The sequence below is a fragment of the Mesorhizobium sp. WSM4816 genome (assembly GCF_055811535.1).
Map to the genome: position 1 here is coordinate 367,395 of NZ_JBVVQR010000001.1, position 23,670 is coordinate 391,064.

General features: G+C 63.1%; 20 protein-coding genes and 1 tRNA gene. 12 read left to right on the forward strand and 9 right to left on the reverse strand.

Going from position 1 to position 23,670, the window contains the following annotated elements; genetic code table 11:
* The first annotated feature begins 11 nt into the window (after positions 1-11).
* Both AC0L3H_RS01635 and AC0L3H_RS01640 read left to right on the forward strand, forming a co-directional pair.
* Complete coding sequence (locus AC0L3H_RS01635) at positions 12-1,070, forward strand: adenylate/guanylate cyclase domain-containing protein (protein WP_473584253.1); 1,059 nt, start codon at positions 12-14, stop codon at positions 1,068-1,070.
* Positions 1,071-1,591: 521 nt separating this feature from the next.
* Positions 1,592-2,674 (forward strand): hypothetical protein, encoded by a 1,083-nt coding sequence (locus AC0L3H_RS01640; RefSeq protein WP_473584254.1) that lies wholly within the window; start codon positions 1,592-1,594, stop codon positions 2,672-2,674.
* Positions 2,675-2,932: 258 nt separating this feature from the next.
* Here AC0L3H_RS01640 and AC0L3H_RS01645 read toward each other — a convergent pair.
* Positions 2,933-3,009 (reverse strand) — tRNA-Pro (locus tag AC0L3H_RS01645).
* 203 nt (positions 3,010-3,212) lie between these two features.
* Here AC0L3H_RS01645 and AC0L3H_RS01650 point away from each other — a divergent pair.
* Positions 3,213-4,733, forward strand: a complete 1,521-nt coding sequence (locus tag AC0L3H_RS01650; protein ID WP_473584255.1) for a phosphomannomutase/phosphoglucomutase — start codon at positions 3,213-3,215, stop codon at positions 4,731-4,733.
* A gap of 41 nt (positions 4,734-4,774) precedes the next feature.
* Here the strand turns inward: AC0L3H_RS01650 and betB are convergent, their stop codons facing one another.
* The 4 genes from betB to betI all read right to left on the reverse strand — a co-directional run bounded on the left by betB (position 4,775) and on the right by betI (position 10,178).
* Positions 4,775-6,238 (reverse strand): betaine-aldehyde dehydrogenase, encoded by a 1,464-nt coding sequence (betB, locus tag AC0L3H_RS01655; RefSeq protein WP_473584256.1) that lies wholly within the window; start codon positions 6,236-6,238, stop codon positions 4,775-4,777.
* A 162-nt stretch (positions 6,239-6,400) separates the two neighbouring features.
* Positions 6,401-8,062, reverse strand: a complete 1,662-nt coding sequence (gene betA / locus AC0L3H_RS01660; protein WP_473584257.1) for a choline dehydrogenase — start codon at positions 8,060-8,062, stop codon at positions 6,401-6,403.
* Positions 8,062-9,591, reverse strand: coding sequence for a choline-sulfatase (gene betC, locus AC0L3H_RS01665; RefSeq protein WP_473584258.1), 1,530 nt, complete (start codon positions 9,589-9,591; stop codon positions 8,062-8,064). Before betC ends, betA begins: the two co-directional genes overlap by 1 nt.
* A complete protein-coding gene (gene betI / locus AC0L3H_RS01670; protein ID WP_473584259.1) occupies positions 9,588-10,178 on the reverse strand; it encodes a choline-binding transcriptional repressor BetI in 591 nt (196 codons plus the stop codon). Before betI ends, betC begins: the two co-directional genes overlap by 4 nt.
* A gap of 225 nt (positions 10,179-10,403) precedes the next feature.
* Between betI and AC0L3H_RS01675 the strand changes: the two genes are divergently transcribed.
* The 3 genes from AC0L3H_RS01675 to greA all read left to right on the forward strand — a co-directional run bounded on the left by AC0L3H_RS01675 (position 10,404) and on the right by greA (position 13,346).
* The gene (locus AC0L3H_RS01675; RefSeq protein ID WP_023800854.1) at positions 10,404-11,570 is read left to right on the forward strand and encodes an acetyl-CoA acetyltransferase; all 1,167 of its coding nucleotides are present in this window, start codon (positions 10,404-10,406) and stop codon (positions 11,568-11,570) included.
* Positions 11,571-11,699: 129 nt separating this feature from the next.
* Complete coding sequence (locus tag AC0L3H_RS01680) at positions 11,700-12,704, forward strand: asparaginase (protein WP_473584260.1); 1,005 nt, start codon at positions 11,700-11,702, stop codon at positions 12,702-12,704.
* A 168-nt stretch (positions 12,705-12,872) separates the two neighbouring features.
* On the forward strand, positions 12,873-13,346 hold the full coding sequence (gene greA / locus AC0L3H_RS01685; protein ID WP_128184556.1) for a transcription elongation factor GreA: 474 nt from the start codon (positions 12,873-12,875) through the stop codon (positions 13,344-13,346).
* Between the two features lie 122 nt (positions 13,347-13,468).
* On the opposite strand, the gene AC0L3H_RS01690 is transcribed toward greA, so the two are convergent.
* The 4 genes from AC0L3H_RS01690 to AC0L3H_RS01705 form a co-directional block, all read right to left on the reverse strand.
* Positions 13,469-13,858 (reverse strand): type II toxin-antitoxin system death-on-curing family toxin, encoded by a 390-nt coding sequence (locus AC0L3H_RS01690; protein WP_473494099.1) that lies wholly within the window; start codon positions 13,856-13,858, stop codon positions 13,469-13,471.
* Positions 13,855-14,076, reverse strand: a complete 222-nt coding sequence (locus AC0L3H_RS01695; RefSeq protein ID WP_023800850.1) for an AbrB/MazE/SpoVT family DNA-binding domain-containing protein — start codon at positions 14,074-14,076, stop codon at positions 13,855-13,857. The genes AC0L3H_RS01690 and AC0L3H_RS01695 overlap by 4 nt, the downstream gene beginning before the upstream one ends.
* A gap of 69 nt (positions 14,077-14,145) precedes the next feature.
* Positions 14,146-16,269 carry a methylmalonyl-CoA mutase gene (gene scpA / locus AC0L3H_RS01700; protein WP_473584261.1) on the reverse strand — a complete coding sequence of 708 codons (2,124 nt, stop codon included), beginning with the start codon at positions 16,267-16,269 and terminating at the stop codon, positions 14,146-14,148.
* Positions 16,266-17,705, reverse strand: a complete 1,440-nt coding sequence (locus AC0L3H_RS01705; protein WP_473584262.1) for a methylmalonyl-CoA mutase subunit beta — start codon at positions 17,703-17,705, stop codon at positions 16,266-16,268. Before AC0L3H_RS01705 ends, scpA begins: the two co-directional genes overlap by 4 nt.
* Before the next feature lie 257 nt (positions 17,706-17,962).
* Between AC0L3H_RS01705 and AC0L3H_RS01710 the strand changes: the two genes are divergently transcribed.
* The 6 genes from AC0L3H_RS01710 (at position 17,963) to AC0L3H_RS01735 (ending at position 23,656) form a co-directional block, all read left to right on the forward strand.
* Complete coding sequence (locus AC0L3H_RS01710) at positions 17,963-19,510, forward strand: helicase HerA-like C-terminal domain-containing protein (protein ID WP_473494104.1); 1,548 nt, start codon at positions 17,963-17,965, stop codon at positions 19,508-19,510.
* A gap of 387 nt (positions 19,511-19,897) precedes the next feature.
* Positions 19,898-20,932 (forward strand): alpha/beta hydrolase, encoded by a 1,035-nt coding sequence (locus AC0L3H_RS01715; protein ID WP_473584263.1) that lies wholly within the window; start codon positions 19,898-19,900, stop codon positions 20,930-20,932.
* A gap of 69 nt (positions 20,933-21,001) precedes the next feature.
* Positions 21,002-22,111, forward strand: coding sequence for an alpha/beta hydrolase (locus AC0L3H_RS01720; RefSeq protein ID WP_473584264.1), 1,110 nt, complete (start codon positions 21,002-21,004; stop codon positions 22,109-22,111).
* Between the two features lie 83 nt (positions 22,112-22,194).
* Complete coding sequence (locus AC0L3H_RS01725) at positions 22,195-22,623, forward strand: carboxymuconolactone decarboxylase family protein (RefSeq protein ID WP_473584265.1); 429 nt, start codon at positions 22,195-22,197, stop codon at positions 22,621-22,623.
* Between the two features lie 20 nt (positions 22,624-22,643).
* A complete protein-coding gene (locus AC0L3H_RS01730; protein WP_473584266.1) occupies positions 22,644-23,114 on the forward strand; it encodes a (R)-mandelonitrile lyase in 471 nt (156 codons plus the stop codon).
* A 65-nt stretch (positions 23,115-23,179) separates the two neighbouring features.
* Complete coding sequence (locus tag AC0L3H_RS01735) at positions 23,180-23,656, forward strand: cytochrome P460 family protein (protein WP_473584267.1); 477 nt, start codon at positions 23,180-23,182, stop codon at positions 23,654-23,656.
* The last annotated feature ends 14 nt before the right edge of the window (positions 23,657-23,670 follow it).

A 23,670-nucleotide genomic window follows, 5' to 3' on the forward strand; every position in this document is an offset into this window, starting at 1 on the left:
ATAATCGCGGCATGGATCTGCCCGCGCCCCTCGCCTGGTTGTTGGACGAGGCCGGCTCTTCGCCCGGCTCTGACTGGTTCCTGGCCGAGCTCGGCGGCCGGCTGCTGGCCGACGGCCTGCCGTTGGCCGGGGGCGCTCTGACGGTCGCGGTGCCGCATCCGATCATCGCCCGCCGCACCTGGCTGTGGCAGGCGGAGACCGGGGCGGTGATCGAGGCGCTGGGCTTCGCCGGCGGCCCGCTCAACCAAGCCGGGCGCGACTGGCTGGCCGAGCTTGGCCCTGTGCAGGAGGACACGATCGGCCCGGAGCCGGACAGTCCGGTGCTGGGCTGGGCAGGGACCCGGCCATTCGGCCCCGCCGAGGCCGGCCGGCTGCGCCAGGCCGCGCGCTTCGCCGCAGCGCCCTTAGCCGCCCTGACCGCGCGGGCGGCGCTGGCAGCGCTGCTCGAGGCCTATCTTGGCAGGCGCAGTGCCGCCCGGGTGCAGGCCGGCGCGCTGCGCCGCGGCACCGGGGAGACCATCCGCGCCGCGCTGCTATGTGCCGATCTGCGTGACTTCACCGCCCTGTCCGAGGCGACGGAGCCCGCAGCGATGATCACCGCCCTCGACGCTTGGTTCGACCGCGTCGCCGGGGCGGTGCATGCTTTCGGGGGCGAGGTGCTGAAGTTCATCGGCGACGGTGTGCTGGCGATTTTCCCGGTCACGGGCGCCCCGGCCGAGGCCTGCGAGGCGGCGCTGCGGGCTGTTGTCGCCGCCCGCGCCGGCATGGCCCATCTCGATGCGGTGCGGCAGACGGAGGGGCTGCCGCCGCTGCCCTTCGGCGCGGCACTGCATCTCGGTGAGATGCTGTGGGGCAATATCGGCGCGGCCGACCGGCTGGACTTCACTGCCATCGGCCCTGCGATCAACCTGGTCAGCCGGCTCGAAGGGCTATGCAGGCCCCTTGGTCGCAGCGTGCTCATCTCGGGCGCGGTCGCGGCGGAGACGACAACGGCTTTGATCCCTTTGGGCGAGCACTTATTGCGCGGTATCGCTGATCCCTGCGCGGTCTTCACCCTGCCGGAGGATTGAGCCCCGCGGGCCGGGGTCCGGGCAAGGGTACCAGATGCGTGACTAATACAAGCGGGAGCCGGTACGTCTGTGCAGGCAATCGGCTTTGCAGCCACGAGCGGCGACGGACTGAGCTGATCATGTCGCCTCATGTGCTCCGGCCAATAGCAGCACGTAGGTTGCCTTTTCAAGCTTCCTTACCGCTCGCTCAGATTTGTCTATCTGACAACAAACGTCGGCTGTCATACATTCCGGACGTTCGCTGCGATGCCACGAACGTCCGCAGGGGGTCACGTCACGGCGTTACTCGCACCGACGTGAAGGACAGCTATTGAAGATCCGAGGGCCAAAGCTGCCAGTCCGCTTGCGGCCCCAAAATGACCATGAACGCCGAAGTTTGGTGGAAAACGGAACGTCCGCTGTCGGCCACCCTTCAGCAAATTTCCACCACATCCCAGAACTAACGATCGCTTCATCGGGATTGGCTGATAGCTTCGGCACGTCTTGGCATGACATGACTGCGGGAGGATGCCCCCTTGAGAATGAGATATCTGCTAGCAGCCTCACTCGTTGTGGCGATCGTCCTGACGCTCAGATGGGAATGGCTGGAGCCCCATCACTTCGAAGATGAGGTCATGCGAGCCGCGCTGGCGGAGGAAGTTCGCCGGGACGACACCCGTTGCCCGCTCAGCAGTAAAGCTGTGGAGCAGGCTCGGCCATGGGTTCTTGCAGCCTGCGCGGCAGGCGGGCTCGGCTGGCATGAGGCAGCGGCGAAATATGGCGACGATGCAGCCAGAGTGTTCCTCGTCTATGGCGAGGATGCGGATTTCGTGGAGGTTTTCGACCGTCTCGGCCATCCGGTCGTGCCGGTGATTGCTTACTTCGTGAAGAATGGATCGTCGCAGTACTTGTTGCAGGAAACCATCGGTCAGGGCCTCTCGAGCCTGTGGGACGACCGGCAGGTGGGATTCGGCCTCGCCGAGATTTCGCCGGAGCAATATGGGCTTATTGCCATTCGCGAGCTCAAGGATCGCGGGCATGAGATGCTGTCGGAGTTCGAGATCGTTGACGGAACAGCAGTCCGCAGACAGTTCACCCGCACGCTGCTTGGTGCGAAGAACATAGTCCTGGGCGGCGTTTCCGACCTGGAAGGGGTGATCACCCGCGGCGAGCGGCTTCCGACCTGGGACGAGATGGGTTGGGCGGCCTTCGATGCGGCAATCGTCGTCGGGGGCATGGGCGTCGCAGCCAAGGCATTGCGGGTTGCGAGGGCACCGGTGGCCGCAGCTGGTCGCGGAACTGTGCGGATCGCACATCTGAGGGCAGCAGGCAAAGGTGCGCTCCAATCGCTTTCCGCCGTCGGTACCGCAGCCGGTGTCGCCGCCGTCGTCGCACTTCCCTATGTGGCGATCACGCGACCTCACCTTCTGACAAACGCGGCCGGTTGGATAGCCGAACAAGCAGGTCTCCCGGCCTGGCTCGGCGCCTTTGCGGCCTACTTCATACTCTGTCTTGTCCTGGCTTCTCTGCTGAGGATGGTTCTGGCGCCGCTGGCCTGGACGCTGCGAACGCTGAGCAAGATCGTTGGACGACTCGCCGGTGCCGGCGGTGTCCGATCCGCCTAAATCCCGGGCACAGCGCCAATGGTGCGCGAAGCAGACATAGTTTAGATGGCGCGGCCTCAGATTCTGCAAAATCGCGAGTGGGTATGTGCCGGAACAGCCGACCTGGGTTGGCGGGTGAAATGGCAGCAATAGCGTGTCGCAGTTTAAATAGTTATGCGTCTGCCAGCTCCATCGAGCGGCCTAGATACTTTTCCATCTTTTCACTGGGGATATCTGCGGGGCAGGCAGTATTCGGGATGCCTAACCCATTGTTTTTTCTGGTCGGAGTGGCAGGATTTGAACCTGCGACCCCATCGTCCCGAACGATGTGCGCTACCAGGCTGCGCTACACTCCGTGACCAGACCGCGGGCTTATAGCCGCCGTACTTCGTTCCTGCAAGCACCAATGGCAGCGCTTCTGTCGCATTTCTTGCCGTTTCGCTCTAACGTCATACAGGTTTCAGTTCCCTGCGGGATAAACACCGCTTAACGGCTCGTGTTATAGGCATGGCCACCTGCGTTGAAACCACTCTGAATCCAGCCGCTTGGAGTTGCTGTCTTGTCCCTGAAGATCGTTAGTGAAGCCCTTCCCAACACCTTCGAGTTTGAAACCTCGGCGCTGATCAAGGCGTCCGGCTTTCGTGAGTATGATGCGCGCTGGTGGTTCGGCCATCCGGGCTCTGCCGAGCCGCCGGAGCTCAACCTGATCGGTGTCCAGGCGCTTGGCATGGGGCTCGGCACGCTGATCCGGCGCCTGGGCGCCGGACCGGATATCGTGACCGGGCATGATTTCCGTTCCTATTCGCTGGCGATCAAGCTGGCGCTGGTTTCCGGGCTGATGGCCGCCGGCGCGCGGGTTAGGGATATCGGGTTGGCGCTATCGCCGATGGCTTATTTCGCCCAGTTCGCGCTCGACACGCCGTCTGTCGCCATGGTCACCGCCTCGCATAACGAGAACGGCTGGAGCGGCGTCAAGATGGGGGCGGCGCGGCCCTTGACCTTCGGTCCGGAGGAAATGAGCGCATTGAAGACGATCGTGCTTGCCGGCGACTTCGACCTGGTCGGCGGCGGCTCCTATGACTTCGTTGCGGATTTCCGCAAGATCTATCTCGACGACCTGACCCGCGACAAGCGCATAGCGAGAAAGCTCAAGGTGGTCGCCGCCTGCGGCAACGGCACTGCCGGCGCTTTTGCACCTGAAGCGCTGGAACGGATCGGCTGCGAGGTGATCCCGCTCGATGTCGAGCTCGATCATAGGTTTCCGAATTACAACCCCAATCCCGAAGACATGAAGATGCTGCACGCGATCCGCGACAAGGTGCTGGAGACAGGAGCAGATGTCGGGCTTGGCTTCGACGGCGATGGCGACCGCTGCGGCGTGGTCGACAATGAAGGCAACGAGATCTTCGCCGACAAGGTCGGTGTCATGCTCGCGCGCGACATTGCGCGCCTGCATCCAGGCTCGACCTTCGTCGTCGACGTCAAGTCGACCGGATTGTTCAATACCGACGCCGCGCTGCGCGCCGATGGCGCCGTCACCGATTACTGGAAGACCGGCCACTCCTACATAAAACGGCGCGTCGCCGAGCTTGGCGCCATCGCCGGTTTCGAGAAATCCGGCCATTTCTTCTTCAACCCGCCGATCGGGCGCGGCTATGACGATGGTCTGATCACAGCCATCGCTATCTGCGAGATGCTGGATCGCAGCCCCAAAAGCAGCATGGCCGATCTCTATCGCGACCTGCCGCTGACCTTCGGCACGCCGACCATGTCGCCGCACTGCGCCGACGAGCTGAAATATGGCGTGGTCGAGCGGGTCGTTTCCGACTTTCAGGCCATGAAGCATGACGGCGCCATCTTCGCCGGGCAGAAGATCGCCGAGCTGATCACCGTCAATGGCGTTCGCGTCGTTGCCGAGGACGGCACCTGGGGCCTGGTGCGGGCGTCGTCGAACAAGCCGGAGCTTGTCGTCGTGGTGGAGAGCCCGGTGTCGTCGGAGCGGCGCCGGCAGATGTTCGAAGCCGTCGATGCGGTACTGCGCCGCAGCCCCGAAGTCGGCGCCTACAACCAGACGTTCTAAGTTCTCTGGCTAAGGTCTCTGGTCGGCGGCGCCGGTGAGCCTCAATAGGGGCTCGCGACGTCGCCGGTCTCGACATAGACCGACTTCAACTGCGAATAGAGTGCCAACGCGGCAAGTGAGTTTTCTCGCCCGATTCCCGACTGCTTGAAGCCGCCGAAGGGAATTTCGACGGGCGTCAGGTTGTAGGCGTTGATCCAGCAGGTGCCGGCCTGCAGCTCGGCGATGACGCGGTGGGCGCGCGGCAGGTCGCGCGTGAACACGCCGGCGGCAAGGCCAAATTCGGTATTATTGGCGCGGTCGATCACCTCGTCCTCACCGTCGAATTTCAGCACGCTCATGACAGGCCCGAAAATCTCCTCGCGCGCGATGCGCATGGTGTCGGTGACGCCGGTGAAGACCGTCGGCTCGACGAAGAAGCCACCCTGGAAACCTTGCAGCGAAGGTACATTGCCGCCGCAGGCGAGCACAGCGCCATCCTGCTTGCCGGCCTCGATATAGCCGATGACCTTTTCATGCTGCGCCTTGGAGACCAGCGGTCCCATCTGCGTTTCCTGGTCGAGCGGATCGCCGATACGGATCTTCTTGGTCCGCTCGACCAGCCGTTCGACGAAACGGTCGTGGATGCCCTTCTGCACGAAGACCCGCGTGCCGTTGGAGCAGATCTGGCCGGTCGAATAGAAATTGCCGAGCATGGCGCCGCCGATGGCGTTTTCGAGGTCGGCATCGTCGAAGACGATCAGCGGCGACTTGCCGCCAAGTTCCATGGTGGCGTGCTTCATCTTCGAGCCGGCGAGCGACAGCACCTTGCGGCCGGTCGGCACCGAGCCGGTCACCGAAACCTTGGCGACGACATCGTGCCCGACGAGGCCGGCGCCGACATCGCCATAGCCCTGCACGACGTTGAACAGCCCGTCGGGCAGGCCGGCCTCGGTGTAGATTTCGGCGAGCGCCAGCGCCGACAGCGGCGTGTTCTCCGACGGCTTGAACACCATGGCGTTGCCCATGGCGAGTGCCGGCGCCGATTTCCAGCCGGCGATCTGGATCGGGTAGTTCCAGGCGCCGATGCCGACGCAGACGCCCAGCGCCTCGCGCCTTGTATAGGCAAAGGCGCCGCCGAGATCGACGGACTCGCCATTATAGGCAGCGACCGCGCCGCCGAAACATTCGAGGCAGTCGGCTGCCGATGGCGCGTCCGCCACCAGCGTCTCCTGGATCGCCTTGCCGGTGTCCAGCGTCTCGATGCGCGCCAGGTCGGCATTGCGCACGCGCAATATGTCGGCGGCGCGGCGCAGGATGCGCCCGCGCTCGACCGGCTTCAGCCGCGCCCAGGCCGGTTGTGCTGCACGCGCTGCTTCGATCGCCAGTTCAAGCACGTTCGGCGTCGCCGAACGCAGCATCGCGGTGGTCTCGCCGGTTGCCGGATAGATGACCGGCAGCGGCGCACCTTGCTCATCGTCGATGTAGCGTCCGTTGACATAGTGCGATGCCTTTGGCTGGGCGCGCATGGGACCTTCTCCAAACTGTCTTTCGATGGGACCGGCGGGCGGGCACCGCCGGATCATGGCTTATCGCATCGGCTCGAAAATCGGAATCGATTTTCGGAAAGCACGATGCGAGGACTAAAAAAGCGATAGAGCGCTTGTGCGTCCGAATGGACGCACGTCGCTCTATCGATCCGACACCTGCCAGCGCGGATTGATCCATGGTTCCTGGTTGGACGGCGCCAGCGGCGTGCGGCCGAGAATGTGGTCGGCGGCCTTTTCGCCGGTCATGATCGACGGCGCGTTCAGATTGCCGTTGGTGACGCGCGGGAAGATCGAAGAATCGGCGATCCGCAGCCCTTCGACGCCGATGACATGGCATTCCGGATCGACGACGCTCATCCGATCATCCTTGCGGCCCATCTTGCAAGTGCCGCAGGGGTGGTAGGCGCTTTCGGCGTGATCGCGGATGAAGGCATCGAGATCGTCGTCCGACTGCACCTGCGACCCCGGCGAGATCTCCTTGCCGCGATAGGGGTCGAAGGCCGACTGGCCGAAGATCTCGCGCGTCAGCCGGATGCAATGGCGGAACTCGATCCAGTCGTCCGGATGCGACATGTAGTTGAAGCGGATCACCGGCTTCGATCCGGGATCGGGCGAGCGCAGCGTGACGGAACCGCGCGACTTCGATCGCATCGGCCCGACATGCGCCTGGAAGCCGTGTGCCTTCGCCGCCGCCTTGCCGTCATAGCGGACCGCCGCCGGGATGAAATGATACTGGATGTCGGGATAGTCGACGCCGGCGCGCGAGCGCACGAAGGCGGCCGCCTCGAAATGGTTGGTTGCGCCGAGGCCCGATTTGAAGAACAGCCATTGCGCGCCGATCAGCGCCTTGGAGAACGGGTTCAGCACCGAATTCAGTGTGATTGGCTGCGTCGATTCCTGCTGGATGTAGAGTTCCATATGGTCCTGCAGGTTGCGGCCGACGCCGGGCCGGTCGGCGATCACCGGAATGCCGTATTCCCTCAGATGTTGGGCCGGGCCGATGCCGGACAGCATCAGGATCTTGGGCGAATTGATCGAGGAGGCGGCAACGATCACTTCACGTCGCGCCTTGATCACCTGAATCCGTCTGCGCACTTCGATCTCGACACCGGTGGCGCGTTGATTCTCGATGATCACCCGTCGAGCGAAGCCCTTGACCAGGCTTACATTTTTCCGCCTCAGCGCCGGCCTGAGATAGGCACTCGCCGCCGACCAGCGGCGGCCGCCGCGAATGGTCTGCTCCATCGGACCAAAGCCTTCCTGCTTCGCGCCGTTGTAGTCGTCGGTCAGCTCGAAGCCGGCCTGACGGCCTGCCTCGACGAAGGCGCCGTAGAGTGGATTCGTCCTTGAGCCGCGCTGCACGGTCAGCGGGCCGCCGTGGCCGCGCCAGCCATTCTCGCCGCCGTTGGCGTCCTCCATGCGCTTGAAGTAGGGGAGCACGTCGGCAAACCCCCAGCCAGCCGCGCCCTGTTCTGCCCAATGGTCGAAATCGCGGGCGTGACCGCGTACATAGACCATGCCGTTGATCGAGGACGAGCCGCCGATGACCTTGCCGCGCGGCGTCGCCAGCACACGGCCGCCGAGATGCGGCTCCGGCTCGCTGGCAAAACCCCAGTCGTAGAGGCTCATATTGAGCGGGATCGACAGCGCCGACGGCATCTGGATCAGCGGCCCGATGTCGCTGCCGCCAAATTCGATGACGATCACCGAATATTTGCCATCCTCCGACAGCCGGTAGGCCATGGCCGAGCCGGCCGAGCCGGCGCCGATGATGACGAAATCCGCCTCAAGACCGTCTGTCATCATTCGCCTCGTGGAAAGCGCTTCTGCTCTTCGAGCAGGTCGAGGTTCATGTGGTTGCGCATGTAACGTTCCGAGGCCTTCTGCAGCGGCTGGAATTCCCAGGGGTAATGCGTGCCGTTGCGCAGCGCCGGATAGACCACCCAGCGGCGCGCCTGGCTGGCGCGCACGGCGACATCGAAGGCAGCCATGTCCCAGCGCGCCCGGACCTTGCCGGTGAAAGAAGCCACCAAAGCCGCGTGCGCCCGGTCGGCGGCGAGGTTGGTCAATTCCCGCGGATCCGATTCAAGATCAAACAGTTGCGGCGGATCGATCTCGCAATGGATGAATTTGTAGCGGCCCTCGCGGATCGCCACCATCGGCGCGTTGGAGCCTTCGGCCGCATATTCCATCAGCACAGGTTCAGCGCGCGTCTTGCCGTCGAGCAGCGGCAGCAGCGACTGGCCGTCGGTCCATGGCGCAATCGCGCTCATGTCGATGCCGGCGAGGTCGCAAAGCGTCGGCACGACGTCGAGATTGGAAACCGGAGCGTCGATCAGGATGGCCGAAATGTCTTTTCCGGCGATCATCAGCGGCACCCGCGCCGAGCCCTCGAAGAAGCACATCTTGAACCACAGGCCGCGCTCGCCGAGCATGTCGCCGTGATCGGAGCAGAACAGGATGATCGTGTCGTCGAGCATTCTCGTGCGCTCGAGCACCGACAGCAGTTCGCCGACCTTGTCGTCGAGATAGGAGATGCTGGCGAAATAGCCGCGCCGCGCGCGGCGGATCTGCTCGCCGGTGATGTCGAAACTGTCATAGTCGCTGGCGCGGTAAAGCCGCTGCGAATGCGGATCCTGTTCGTCATAGGGGATGAAGCCGACTTCCGGCTCGAGCGCCGGGCAATCCTCGTAGAGATCCCAGTAGCGCCGGCGCGCGACATAGGGGTCGTGCGGATGGGTGAAGGAGACGGTCAGGCACCACGGCCGGCGCGCGGCATCGTCCGAGACGCGGGCGAAATCATAAAGCTTCTGCACCGCGTGAAAAGCGACTTCGTCGTCATATTCCATCTGGTTGGTGATCTCGGCGACACCGGCGCCGGCCACCGAACCGAGATTGTGATACCACCAGTCGATCCGCTCGCCGGGCTTGCGATAATCCGGCGTCCAACCGAAATCGGCCGGATAAATGTCAGTGGTCAGCCGCTCCTCGAAGCCATGCAACTGATCCGGCCCGACGAAATGCATCTTCCCGGACAGGCAGGTGTGGTAGCCGGCGGTACGCAGATGATGCGCATAGGTCGGGATCGACGAGGCGAATTCGGCGGCATTGTCATAGACCTCGGTGCGCGACGGCAACTGGCCGCTCATGAACGCCGCACGGCCCGGCGCGCAGAGCGGCGAGGCGGTGTAATTGTTCTTGAAGCGCGCCGAACGAGCCGCCAGCGCCTTCAGATGCGGCGCATGCAGGAAGTCCGCCGGCCCATCCGGGAACAATGTGCCGTTGAGTTGATCGACCATGACGATCAGAAAATTGGGTCGCTTCGACGTCACTGCGCGCTCCGCTGGCCGAGTTTCGTTTCGAGATAGTCCTCGATCAGCGCGATCGCGGTCGCGGCATTGGGCACGCCGTCCTTCAGCGCGCGCCTGATGTAGAGCCCGTCGATCAGCGCCGCTGTCGCCTCGGCGACACGGTCGGCTTGGCTTCTCGGCAGGATGCCGGTCAGCCCGCTCAACAGATTGGAATGCAGGCGTCGCGCATAGACCTTGAGCAGCCGGCGCAGCGCTGGCGATTTTTGCGCCTCGACATAGAAGGCGAGCCAGGCGGCTATCGTTTCCGGCTGGAACTGGGCGTCGGAGAAATTGACCGCGACCACCGCCGAAACGCGCTGGCGTGGCGTGCTGGCCGATCGAAGCGCGCGCCGCATGTCGGCGGTCAACTCGGCCAGGATGTGCCGCATCGTCGCCAGCAAAAGTTCGTCCTTGGCGCCGAAATAGTGATGGGCGAGCGCCGAGGACACCCCGGCGCGCCCGGCGATTTCCGACATCGTCACATCAAGCGAACCGCGCTCGCCGATCGCCGAGATCGTCGCGTCGATCAGCGCCCTGCGGCGCAGCGGCTCCATTCCGATTTTCGGCATCTTTGCTCCGGTCCGTTGCGGCAAGATTATTTTTTATTGACGGATCAATCAACAAAAATCCGACGCGATTGTGTGGCAAATGTCAGCTGCCGTGACCAGATATCAAGATCAAGTCGTTGTGTGGTTCTGGCCCCTTTACGAAGTCGCTGGGACGGTTCATTCTTGAACAATGTTGATAGCGCGCCGCGACATCGCGTAGCCCGGCCCGCAGGGATGGAGATAATCATGACAGCATGCATCGTCGGCTGGGCGCATTCGCGCTTCGGCAAGCTCGAAGGCGAGACGCTGGAGGGCCTCATCACCAAGGTGGCTAGCGAGGCGCTCGATCATGCCGGCATCGGTCCGGACGAGGTCGACGAGATCGTGCTCGGCCACTTCAATGCCGGCTTTTCCGCACAGGATTTCACCGCAAGCCTGGTCCTGCAGGCCGACGACCGGCTTCGCTTCAAGCCGGCGACGCGCGTCGAGAACGCCTGTGCCACCGGCTCGGCGGCGGTCAGGCAAGGCATCCGCGCCATCGACGCCAATGCGGCGCGTATCGTGCTGGTGGTCGGCGCCGAGCAGATGACGACGACATCAGGTCCGGAAATCGGCAAGAATCTTCTCAAGGCCTCGTATCTGCCCGAGGAGGGCGACACGCCGGCAGGCTTCGCCGGCGTTTTCGGCCAGATCGCGCAAGCCTATTTCCAACGCTATGGCGACCAGTCGGACGCGCTGGCGATGATCGCCGCCAAGAACCACAGGAACGGCGTCGACAATCCCTACGCGCAGATGCGCAAGGATTTCGGCTATGAGTTCTGCCGGCACGAGAGCGAGAAGAACCCCTTCGTCGCCGGTCCCCTGAAGCGTACCGACTGCTCGCTGGTCTCGGATGGCGCCGCCGCCCTGGTGCTTGCCGACACGGCGACGGCATTGAAGATGCGCCGCGCCGTCGCTTTCCGCGCCAATGAGCACGTGCAGGATTTTCTGCCGATGTCGAAGCGTGACATCCTGGCATTCGAGGGTTGCGAGCAGGCCTGGAATCAGGCGCTGAACAAGGCCGGTGTGACGCTCGACGATCTGTCCTTCGTCGAGACGCATGACTGCTTCACCATCGCCGAGCTGATCGAATATGAGGCGATGGGCCTGGCCAAACCGGGCGAGGGCGCAAAACTGGCGCTGGACGGCGAGACGGCGAAGGACGGCCGGTTGCCGGTCAATCCGTCAGGCGGGCTGAAGGCCAAGGGCCATCCGATCGGCGCCACCGGCGTCTCGATGCACGTGCTGAGCGCCATGCAGCTCGTCGGCGAGGCCGGCGGCATCCAGGTGCCCGGAGCAAAGCTCGGCGGCATCTTCAACATGGGCGGCGCCGCGGTAGCCAACTACGTTTCCATTCTCGATCGGATCAGATAAAAGCGGCCCGCATTACAGCGCCGCGCGCCCTTCCGGACGCGAAAAGAGTGCTGTAACACTTTGATTTTACGCATGATCCTTTTCGAAAATCGAATCCGATTTTCGAGGTCACGCGTTAGCGGGGAATTCATGACAAATCCGGTTCTGGTCGAAGTTTTGCGCGGCGCCGTGGTCGAGAGCGCGCATCGTGGCGCTATTGCGGTCTTCGATGCCGATGGCAAGCCGGTCTGGGAAATTGGCGATACGGCTCGCCCGGTGTTCCCGCGCTCAGCGGTCAAGGCGATCCAGGCGCTGCCGCTGGTCGAAAGCGGCGCCGCCGATGCGTACGGTTTCGGCGACCGCGAACTGGCGCTGGCCTGTGCTTCGCATTCCGGCGAGCCGGCGCATGTCGAACTGGCGCGGGCGATGCTGGCCAAGGCCGGGCTGGACGTGGCGGCGCTGGAATGCGGCGCGCATTGGCCGTCGAGCCATGACGCGACAGTTGCGCTGGCCAGCACCGGCAATTTGCCAAACGCGCTGCACAACAATTGTTCTGGCAAGCATGCGGGCTTTCTCTGCACCTGCGTCCACGCCGGCGTCGCCCATCGCGGCTATGTCAAATCAGGCCATGCCTCGCAGGAGATGGTGCGCGATGCGATGCAAGCGGTGACCGGTGCCGCTCATGATGTCGATCATTGCGGCACCGACGGCTGCTCGATCCCGACCTATGCCGTGCCACTGCGCAGCTTCGCGCTCGGCTTTGCCCGCATGGCGACAGGTATCGGCCTTGAACCCGTGCGCGCCAAAGCCGCAAAGCGGCTGCTTTCCGCCTGCATGGCCGAGCCGTTTCTGGTCGCCGGCACAGGCAGGGCCGATGTTGCGCTGATGCAGGCCGCGTCAGGCCGGATTTTTGTGAAGGTTGGGGCCGAAGGCGTCTATTGCGCGGCACTTCCCGAGCTTGGCCTTGGCATTGCACTGAAATGCGATGATGGCGCCGGCCGCGCCGCTGAAGTCACGGTCGCGGCCGTGCTGGCCAGGTTTTTGCACGCCGACAAGGCGCTGGCGGCGATACTGATCGAAGAGGCACATCCGCCCATAGAAAGCCGGATCGGCGCCAAGGTCGGCTCACTCCGCCCTACTGCTGCGCTGAGCTGAGGACGGGCATTCAGCTCACGTGATTGCGTCCGATGGTCAGATGCGCATAGCCACACAAATTCCCAGCGTCCTGCCGTCGCGCCGCAGGAATCGTGTCACGCCGGATCGGCAGATCCGGTTTTCCGGCAATAGCTTGTAGAGTCGCCACGCGAGGCATAAGCTCGACTGATGAGCAGAGCCTTCACGCGCGAAGAAGATAGCGAAAACGCCATCGCCGGCATCGGCGAGCGGCCGATCAGCCACCATCGCAATCTGGTGACGCAACGCGGCCTGGCGCTGATCGACGCCGAACTGGCTGCCCTGCGCGACGATCTGGGCAGAGCGGAAAAGAGGGCCGACCGCGAGCGCATCGCGCTCATCTCGCGCGACCTGCGCTACTGGACCGCGCGGCGTGAAAGCGCCGAGCTTTCCGTGCCGGAACCGGGCAGCGACCTGGTTCGCTTCGGCATGGGCGTCACGCTGGAAGGCGATGACGGCAGGAAGGTGCACTGGAGGATTGTCGGCGAGGATGAGGCGGATCCGGCCAAGGGGACGATTTCCCATGTTTCACCGATGGCCTTGGCCTTGTTCGGCAAGAAGGTCGGCGAAATTGCCGTGGTGAACGGCAGGGAGTGGGAGATTGTGAAGCTCTCCGACAGCTAATGCATGTCGCCCCAAAAGCATGCGGGCCTGACCCGAGGGTGCGCAGCGGTTTTGCGATAGCGACTGCATAAAAACGAGAGATTAAAGCGCGTCGCGGGAATCCATCCCGAACGCGACGCACATTAGCCCTCGACCTTGACGACATGGTCGCGGAAGAACGCCGCAGCACCAGCCTCGTCGATTTCGCCGGCGGCAACGCCCATGACGAACTCATAGATCGTGCCGTTGTCGGCCATCAGCACATAGCCGTTGACAATCAGGAACGCGCCGGCGGCGACGATGGCCGTGCGCTTGTTGCCGTCGACAAAGGCGTGATTTCTGGCGATGCCGAAGATATAGGCCGCGGCCAGATCCTCGATCGATGGATCACCATAGTTGGCCTTGTTCTCGGCTCGGGCGAGCGCCGATTCGAGGGCATTCTCATCCCTCAAACCGTGCGCGCCGCCGTGCCGACGCAACTGCTCGGCGTGCATGGCTTCGACCGCACGCCGGCTCAGGAACTCCCAGCTCATTCGGCGAGCTTCTGAAGCGCGACTTTGTATTTGTCCATGACTTGGCGAGCGGCTTCCATCTGCCGCTCGAAGCTGTCGTCCACTGGCCGAAGGGCGATGCCCTTGCTCGTTTCGACGATCTCAAGCTGATCGCCGGCCTTCAGATTCAGGTGATCGAGAATTTCCTTGGGCAGGATCACGCCTTCGGAATTGCCGATTTTGCGAATGGTCGTGTTCATGGATTCATCCTCTGTTGCAACGCCAATTATAACTCAACTGTCGGCCGTTGCAACATGGATTATAACAATTCAGCCAGCCTGCAGCAGCCGGTCCATCAGCCGGTCGGCGGCCTCGGGAATAAACGTGCCTGGCGGGAAGATCTCCGCCGCCCCCGCCTGCCGTACCGCCTCATGATCTTGCGGCGGGATGACGCCGCCGGCAACGATCAGCATATCGCCGCGGCCAAGCTTCTTCAGCGCGTCCCTGAGTTCGGGAATGAGCGTCAAATGGCCCGCCGCCAGCGACGAGGCGCCAATGATATGCACGTCGTGCTCGACGCCAAGCCTGGCGATCTCGTCCGGCGTCTGGAACATCGGCCCGACGGTGACGTCGAAGCCTAGATCGGCAAAGGCGGTGGCGATCACTTTCTGGCCGCGATCGTGGCCATCCTGTCCCATCTTGGCGACGAGAATGCGTGGCTTGCCGCCGGACTTCTCCTCGAACGCGACGATCTTGTCCTGCAGCCGATCGACCACCGGATTGTCGCCGAGCGCCTTGCGATAGACGCCGGAGATCGTCTGGACGGAGGCGACATGGCGGCCAAAAACCTTTTCCAGCGCCAGTGAAATCTCGCCGACCGTGGCGTTGGCGCGCGCGGCGCGAATGGCGAACTCCAGCAGGTTTTCGCCACTCTCGGCAGCTCGGGTCAGTGCATTCAGTGCATTCTCCACCGCGCCGACGTCGCGCGTGCCTTTCAGCCGCTGCAGTTTCGACAATTGCCGGGCCCTGACTTCGGCGTTGTCGATCTTCAGCACGTCGACTTTGATATCCGTCTCGGGACGATGGGCGTTGACGCCGACCAGGATCTGCTCGCCGGAATCGATCCGCGCCTGCGTGCGCGCGGCGGCCTCTTCGATGCGCAGCTTCGGTATGTTTTTTTCGGTTGCGGCGGCCATGCCGCCCAGGCTCTCGACCTCTTCGATATGGGCAAGCGCGCGCGCCGCCAGGTCATGCGTCAGCCGTTCGAGATAGGCAGAGCCGCCCCACGGGTCGATGATGCGGGTGGTGCCGGATTCCTTTTGCAGGATGAGCTGCGTGTTGCGGGCGATGCGGGCCGAATGGTCGGTCGGCAGCGCCATCGCCTCGTCGAAGGCGTTGGTGTGCAGCGATTGTGTATGACCCTGCGTCGCCGCCATCGCCTCGATCATGGTGCGAATGATGTTGTTGTAAGGGTCCTGCGCCGTTAGCGACCAGCCCGAAGTCTGGCAATGGGTGCGCAGCGACAGCGAGCGCTCGTCCTTCGGCGAGAAGTTCTTCAGCATCAGGGTCGACCACAAAAGGCGGGCTGCCCTCAGCTTGGCGACCTCCATGAAGAAGTTCATGCCGATCGCCCAGAAGAAGGACAGGCGCGGCGCAAAACGGTCGATATCGAGACCTGCGGCGACACCGGCGCGGGCATATTCGATGCCATCGGCGATCGTGTAGGCGAGCTCGAGGTCGGCGGTCGCCCCTGCCTCCTGCATGTGATAGCCGGAGATCGAAATCGAATTGAACTTCGGCATGTGCTGCGACGTGTAGGAGAAGATGTCCGACACGATCCGCATCGAAGGTTTTGGCGGATAGATGTAGGTGTTGCGCACCATGAACTCTTTCAGAATGTCGTTCTGAATGGTCCCCGCAAGGTCCTTTTGCGCAACGCCCTGTTCTTCCGCGGCGACGATGTAGAGCGCCATGATCGGCAGCACCGCGCCGTTCATGGTCATCGACACCGTCATCTCGTCAAGCGGGATGCCGTCGAAGAGCTGGCGCATGTCGAGGATGGAATCGATGGCGACGCCTGCCATGCCGACATCACCGGCAACGCGCGGATGATCGCTGTCGTAGCCGCGATGCGTGGCAAGGTCGAAAGCCACCGACAGTCCCTTCTGGCCGGCCGCGAGGTTGCGCCGGTAAAAGGCGTTCGACTCTTCCGCCGTCGAGAAGCCGGCATATTGCCTAATCGTCCACGGCTGCTGGACATACATGGTCGGGTAGGGGCCGCGCACGAATGGCGGCAGGCCCGGATAAGTGTCGAGATGCGGCAACCCCTTGAAGTCGCCCTGGTTGTACAGATGCTTGATGGCCAGTCCTTCCGGGGTCATCCGCTGGCCCTTGACCTCGATCGGCGCCCGGCGCGGCGCCGACCAGCCGATCTGGCTGAAATCCGGAATCATGATGCTGCTCCGATCGATTGATCGATACGGATCGGAAACAGCGGCTCGCACACCGCGACGCCCTCGGTGACCGAGGGCCGCCGCTCCGCCGCCAAGGTTTCGACCGGACGTTCGATCTTCGACGGGTGAAGCGTCGTGCCGATGATGGCCCGGTCGCCCGCCTGATAGGCAGCATTGCGGCGGGCGGCGGCCGCCTGAACCCGTTTCTGGATGTGTCCTTGCTGCAGGCTGGACAGAACGCCGCCTTCCGCCTCGATCCGCTGGAATTCTTCCCACGCCGCTTCGCAGAGTTCGGCAGTCAGCGCTTCAACGGCGCCCGAACCGCAAGCAGGGTCGGCGACATGATCGATATGGCTTTCGTTGGCCATGATCAGTTGCGTATTGCGGGCGATACGGCGGGCAAAGCCCGCCGGCAGGCCATGCGCGATCGTATGCGGCAGGATGGAGACCGAGTCCGCCCCGCCGGCTGCCGCGGCAAAAGCGGCGATCGTGGTGCGCAGGATGTTCGTCTCCGGGTCCGCCGAAGTTATCATGCGGAACGATGTCTCGGCATGGATGTTGGCGGTGGCGGCGGAGATCGAGCATGCCTCCTGGACCCGCGCCCACAGCCTGCGCAGGGCCCTGACCTTGGCCATCGATACGAACTGGTCCTGGTCGACGCTCAGCGCAAAGCCGATATGGGGCGCCGCATAGACAAGCGGCTGGCGCGCCTCCTCAAACATCCGGAGATAGGAGACCGCCGAAGCCATCATGGTGCCCAGCTCCTGCGCTTCGGTGGCACCGGCATTGTGGAAGACGCGTCCGTCTGCCTCCAGCAGGACCCCGGGCACGCCCATCGAGAAAAAGTGCGCCAGGGACTGCGGCATCGACGCCTGCAAGGCCTCGATCGACATCCGCAACCGGCCGGTTCCGGCAAAGATCGCCGCCGGGTCGATGCCGAAGGACAGGTTGAGCTTTGCCGGGTCTGACCGGCGCTTGCTCAAGAACGCAACCAGCCAGTCGGCCACGGCGCGGCTCCAGGGATGCGCGTCGATGCGGACCTGGATGCGGTTGAGTGGCACGCCGTCCAGCACGGTCTCCAGCGCCTGGGCAGTCCTCGGCAGGCCGTAGCCGAACGCATTCGGCGCGCCTTCGAAGACAAGCGACAATCCGGTGGCGCCCTGTGCGACGTCCTCCAGGGCCTGGGCTTTGGCGCGGCCGACATCCGGATCGTCGATACGCTGGCTGACGATCCACGGCGATCCGGGGTTTGCCCGTGCGAGAGGCTCTGCGGTGACCGAACGATCATAAAGCGGTTCGACGCGGATGCCATCGTCCGTATGGGATACGAGTTTTTCCTCGAAGGATCCGCCGGCCAGGGCTTTTTCCGCAAGGGCCAGCCACCGCTGCCGGTCAGGGTTCGGAAGTTCGGCATCGTGGTTCAAGGCACCGGCCATCCGCTCTCCTCGTCTTCTCGGCCGATAGGCCTGGAACGTCAGTCTACGGTTCCCCGTCGCATATCACAATGCAACACGCGCCCTGCGACGGTGAACCGTCAACCGATTGCCAAACATGCGCAAAATCCGCAAGCTCCAAAACCCAATTTCGACCATGGCCATTGTCGCTGCGCAATGGCGTCATTATACCTGCGGCGAGCCCCGCTACTTTCAATAGATCAGGGCATTCAACACTTCAGGTTGCGGAGACCCGACACATGGCTGACGACACCAGTATTTTCATCGGAGCCAGCCGAAAGCCTGATGACAGCTACCAGCGCGCCGAAAACCTGCTGCTTCAGTATGGCAATCGTCATGGCCTGGTCACCGGCGCGACCGGCACCGGCAAGACCGTGAGCTTGCAGATTTTGGCGGAAGGTTTCTCCAATGCCGGCGTGCCGGTCTTCTGCGCCGACATCAAGGGCGACCTGTCCGGTATCGCCATGATGGGCGCGGCACAGGATTTTCTGGTCAAGCGCGCCGAGCAGGTCAAGCTCGATCCCTATGATTTCCAGGAATTTCCGGTCATATTCTGGGATCTTTTCGGCGAGCAGGGCCATCCGATCCGCGCCACCGTCTCGGAAATGGGGCCGCTGCTGCTGTCGCGGCTTATGAACTTGTCCGAGGCGCAGGAAGGTATCATGAACATCGCCTTCCGCATCGCCGACGAGGAAGGCTTGTTGCTGCTGGACCTGAAGGACCTGCAAGCGCTTCTTGCCAACATCGCCGAACGCGCCGAAGAAATCGGCGCTCGCTACGGCAATGTGACGAAACCTTCGGTTGGCGCAATCCAGCGCACGCTGCTGGTTCTGGAGCAGCAGGGCGCGACGAATTTCTTCGGCGAGCCGGCATTGCGGATCGCCGACATCATGCGCACCACCCGCGACGGGCGCGGCGCGATCAGCGTGCTGGCCGCCGACAAGCTGATGATGAATCCCCGGCTCTATGCGACATTCCTGTTGTGGCTGATGTCGGAACTGTTCGAGGAGCTGCCCGAAGTCGGCGATCCCGACAAGCCAAAGCTGGTCTTCTTCTTCGACGAGGCGCACCTTCTGTTCGACGACGCGCCGAAGGTGCTGATCGACCGCGTCGAGCAGGTGGTCCGCCTGATCCGTTCGAAGGGCGTCGGCGTCTACTTCGTCACCCAGAATCCGCTGGATATCCCCGAAACCGTTCTGGCCCAGCTCGGCAACCGGGTGCAGCACGCCCTGCGCGCCTACACGCCACGGGAGCAGAAGGCCGTGAGGACCGCCGCCGAGACGTTCAGGCCCAATCCCGACTTCGACTGTGCTACCGTGATCACGCAGCTCGGCACCGGCGAGGCGCTGGTCTCGACGCTGGAAGCCAAAGGTGTTCCGTCCATGGTCCAGCGGACGCTGATTCGCCCGCCGTCGTCGCGACTTGGCCCGATCACGCCTGACGAGCGCCGCACGCTGATCACCGAGAGCCCGGTTGCGGGACAGTACGATCAGACCGTCGATCGTGAATCGGCTTTCGAGATGCTGCAGAAAAAAGCCAAGGATGCGTTGGACGCGGAGGCGCAGCAGCAGGAGAGCGGCGGCTCGCGCTGGACCATTCCAGGCTTCGGCAATGACGATCCCGCCCCCCAGCCCACCGGCGGCAGGCGAGCACCGGCGCCGCGAGCGTCCAATCGCCAGACGGTGGCGGAGGCGGCGATCAAATCGGTGGTTCGCTCTGTCGGGACGTCGGTTGGACGGGCGATCGTGCGCGGCATCCTCGGCAGCCTGGCAAGGGGGCGGCGCTGAAAGCACCGCATCGGACCCAAAACTGGGCACCGGTTGCGAGAATCCGATGCTCAGGCCAAAATATCGGGCCCCCAAAATGGGCGCCGAGTCTGGAAAAATCCCGGTACTGTGTCGCAGGCGGCACCAGGCTGAATTGGGGCTGCGAACGGCAGCTTCGGGCCAAGAACCGACCTCCATGATGCCTGCTATCACTTAGTACGACCCAATCAATCAGCCGTCATCTCTCAATTATTAAGCCCAACTTAAAGACGCATCCGGATATTGGCATCTAATCGAGGAATACGTTTGGCTTTATCGTTTTCGCAACGGTCTGAAAGGTTGGGAAGGGATAGGGCTTTGAATTCACGGAATCGGTATGTAGCGTCGATGGCTGCTGTGGCTATGCTTATGCTAGCCTCCACTGGCGCAATGGCCGATCAAAAGGGAAACTCGGAGCCACTGGCGATCCAAGATCAGGGCAGCTTCGCCGTCGGCGGGACGGTGCTGAGCAATCCCGGTGCCTACAATAACAATGCGCCCACCGCCGAAGGGCAAACTTTACACGGAGATCATCTCTACGCCTCCTATCAAGTCCCGCAGAATCCGAAAGCGCTGCCTATCGTCATGCTGCACGGCGCCTTCCAGTCGGCGCGAAGCTGGGAGACCACCTCGGACGGGCGCGAAGGCTTCCAGACGATTTTCCTGCGCAAAGGCTACCCGGTCTATCTGGTCGATCAGCCGCGTCGCGGCCGCGCGGGCAACAGCACCGTCGCTGCGACGATCAAGCCGGACCCAAACGATCAGCTCTTCTTCGACCAGTTCCGGATCGGCAAGTGGCCGGACTACTTCGACAACGTGCAGTTTGACCGCAAGCCGGAAACGCTGGACCAGTTCTTCCGTTCGGTCACGCCCAACACCGGACCCTACGACGCCGGTGTGATCTCGGACGCAATGGCGGCGCTGTTCGCAAAGACCGGCCCGGCAATCCTATTCACCCACTCGCAGGCTGGCGGGCCAGGCTGGCTGACGGCGATCAAGAGCCAGAACGTCAAGGGGATCGTGTACTATGAGCCAGGCAGCGGCTTCATCTTCCCCGAGGGTGAGCTTCCGGAAGACATGCCGAGTGCGGCCGGCACGCTGAAGCCGGAGGCAGTGCCGCTGGCGGATTTCGAGAAGCTCGCCCGCATCCCGATCGCCATCTACTACGGCGACAATTTTCCAATCGAGCCGACCACGGAGCGCGGACAGGACAATTGGCGTGTGCGCCTCGCCATGGCCAAGCTCTGGGTCGAGGCCGTCAACAAGCATGGCGGCGATGCCACGCTGGTGCACCTGCCCGAGATCGGCATCAGGGGAAACACGCACTTCCCGTTCTCGGATCTGAACAATGTCGAGATCGCGGATCACACCGCAAAGTTCCTGACCGAGAAGAAGCTGGACTAACGCGTCCCGCGTGACCTCTCGCGGGGTCCTCCGAGCCCATCATTCGCAAAGCAGAGAAAGGAGGTCGGAATGACCAACGAAGTCATCGACAAAAGACGGCGCGAGTTCCTCGGCGCCTCGGCGCTCGTTCTCTCAGGCGCAATGTTAGGAGTTCCAGCAATGAATACCACCGCTGTCGCAGCCGACTACAAGCAGAATCCGTTCAGCTTGGTCTATGGCGGGGCGATCACGACGAACGAGCCGGGCGAGGTCAATATCCACCCGGTCAAATACAAGCTCCACGGCCTGGGCATCGTCGCCAACGTCTACACGCCGGCGGACTATGATCCAAGTCAGAAATATCCCGCCATCGTCGTGGCCCACCCCAATGGCGGGATAAAGGAGCAAGTCGCGGGCTTATATGCCCAGCGCCTGGCCGAACAGGGCTACATCACGATCACCGCGGATGCCGCCTACCAGGGCGGAAGTGGCGGCGAGCCGCGCAGCGTGGATAAACCCGCATTCCGCATCGAGGACATCCACGGCATGGCTGACTTCATCATCCGCTACGAAGGCGTAGATGCCGATCGTCTTGGCCTGCTCGGCATCTGTGGCGGCGGCGGATACTCGTTGTCCGCGGCGAAGGCCGACAAGCGCTTCAAGACGGTCGCGACGCTCAGCATGTTCAACTCCGGACGGGTCCGGCGCAACGGCTTCGCGGATTCGCAACTCGACACGATTCAGGAGCGCCTGAAGCAGGTTTCCGAGGCCCGCGCCCAGGAGATGGCCGGCGGGGAAATCCTCTACTCGGGCGACGCCAATCTGACGGACGAGCAGATCGCTGCGCTGCCGTTCGAGATGTATCGGCAGGGTTACGAGTACTACTGGAAGACGCACGCACATCCCAACTCGACCTTCAAGTACACCACGAGCAGCTTGCTGGACCTGATGCGCTGGGATGCCACCGACCAGATTGACCTGATCGACCAGCCGCTGCTGATGATCGCAGGCAGCAAGGCCGACAGCCTGTACATGACGGAGGATGCCTTCCCCAAGGCAACCGGGACGAAGGACAAGGAACTGTTCAAGATCGAGGGCGCGACCCATATCGAAACCTACTGGGTCCCCGAATATGTCGATGCCGCTATGGGCAAGCTGACGCCGTTTTACGCCCGGACGCTTGTTTCCGACCGTTCGTAACCCGCCGACCCCTTAATTCACAGGTGACGTGCGGCTCGGTTCCGGGACGTCATCTCCTTTCCCCAACCTCAAGGAGTCATTCTTTGAAGAAGCTCACCCGAAACCTGTTCGTCGCAGCCAGCCTGCTTTTGTCCGGAGGGATTCCCACCATGGCTATCGCCCAAAGCGAGACCCCCGCCGCGTCCGATACCCCTCCTGCCCAGCAGCAGTCGCGAGCGCAGCAGCTCTATGGCGATATCGCGCCGAAGATGGCCGAATTGACCGACGAGGTGCTGTATGGCGACATCTGGGAGCGTCCCGGGCTTTCCAAGCGGGATCGCAGCCTGGCGACCGTCAGCGCGCTCGTCGCCATGAACCGCCCCGACCAGCTTCGTTCGCACCTTGCCATCGCCAAGCGCAACGGCGTCACCGAGGAAGAACTGATCGAGACGATCACCCATCTCGCCTTCTATTCCGGCTGGCCCAACGCGGTATCCGCGATCGCCGTCGCCAAGGAAGTCTTCAAGAAATGACGCGGATCCAAAGGAAGCGAATGAAACTCGCCGCCATGACCGCCGCCTCGTTCGTCCTTGCTGCTTCGATCGCCTCGGCCCAGTCCGAGCAGGCGGTTACGGTGACGCGCGCCGGATCGCAGCCGTCCACGACGGGCGCGGCTGAGAATTTCATCGGCTCCGTCCGAGTCGACGACCGGTTCAAGGGAAGCGGCGACGCGCGGATCAGCGGCGCAACCGTCACCTTCGAGCCGGGAGCACGGACCGCCTGGCACACGCATCCGCCCGGCCAGACCCTGATCGTCACGCAGGGTGTCGGCCGGGTGCAGCACGAAAATGGCCCCGTTCAGGAAATCCGCCCGGGCGACACCGTCTGGATTCCGCCGGGCGTGAAGCACTGGCATGGCGCTAGCCAGACGGTCGGCATGAGCCACATCGCCTTCTCCGAAGCACTCGACGGCAAGACCGTCGAATGGATGGAGCAGGTTTCCGACGAACATTACGGCCGCTGATCGCCAAATCCAAGTGAACCGCAGTGGCGGCCCCATTCCTTCCTTGAATCCTTGCGAGCTCGCCCTTGAAGAAACTTCTCGTTGCAACTGGCGCCTTGGCCGCCTGCGCCGCCTCTCTGGTCGGCTGGCAGGTCCGCGCTGAAACCAACCGCGTCCAGTTTCCCGAACTCGATGAACTGGTCCACTACACGACGGTCAGGCGCGGCAATGTGGTCGAGCACATCATGACCACGCCCGCGGCCATCGAGGCCGTCAAGAGCGGGCAGCCTATCCCGGCGGACACGCATTTCGTCCTGGTCGATCATCGCGACGGTGAACTCTATCGCTACTTCGTCATGCAGAAGGGCGAAGGCTTTGGTGCCGAGTATGACGAGAGCCGCCGTACCGCCGACTGGCAATTCCAATGGTTCTGGCCGGACAGGTCGATCAACATGGACGAGAACACCGCACGCTGCCAGTCGTGCCATCGCAGCCAGGAGGGCAGCGATTACCTTTTCACGGGCTATCGCATTCCCCGATTCAACGGCACTCCGGTCGAGTGAGCCGGGAGGTCCGA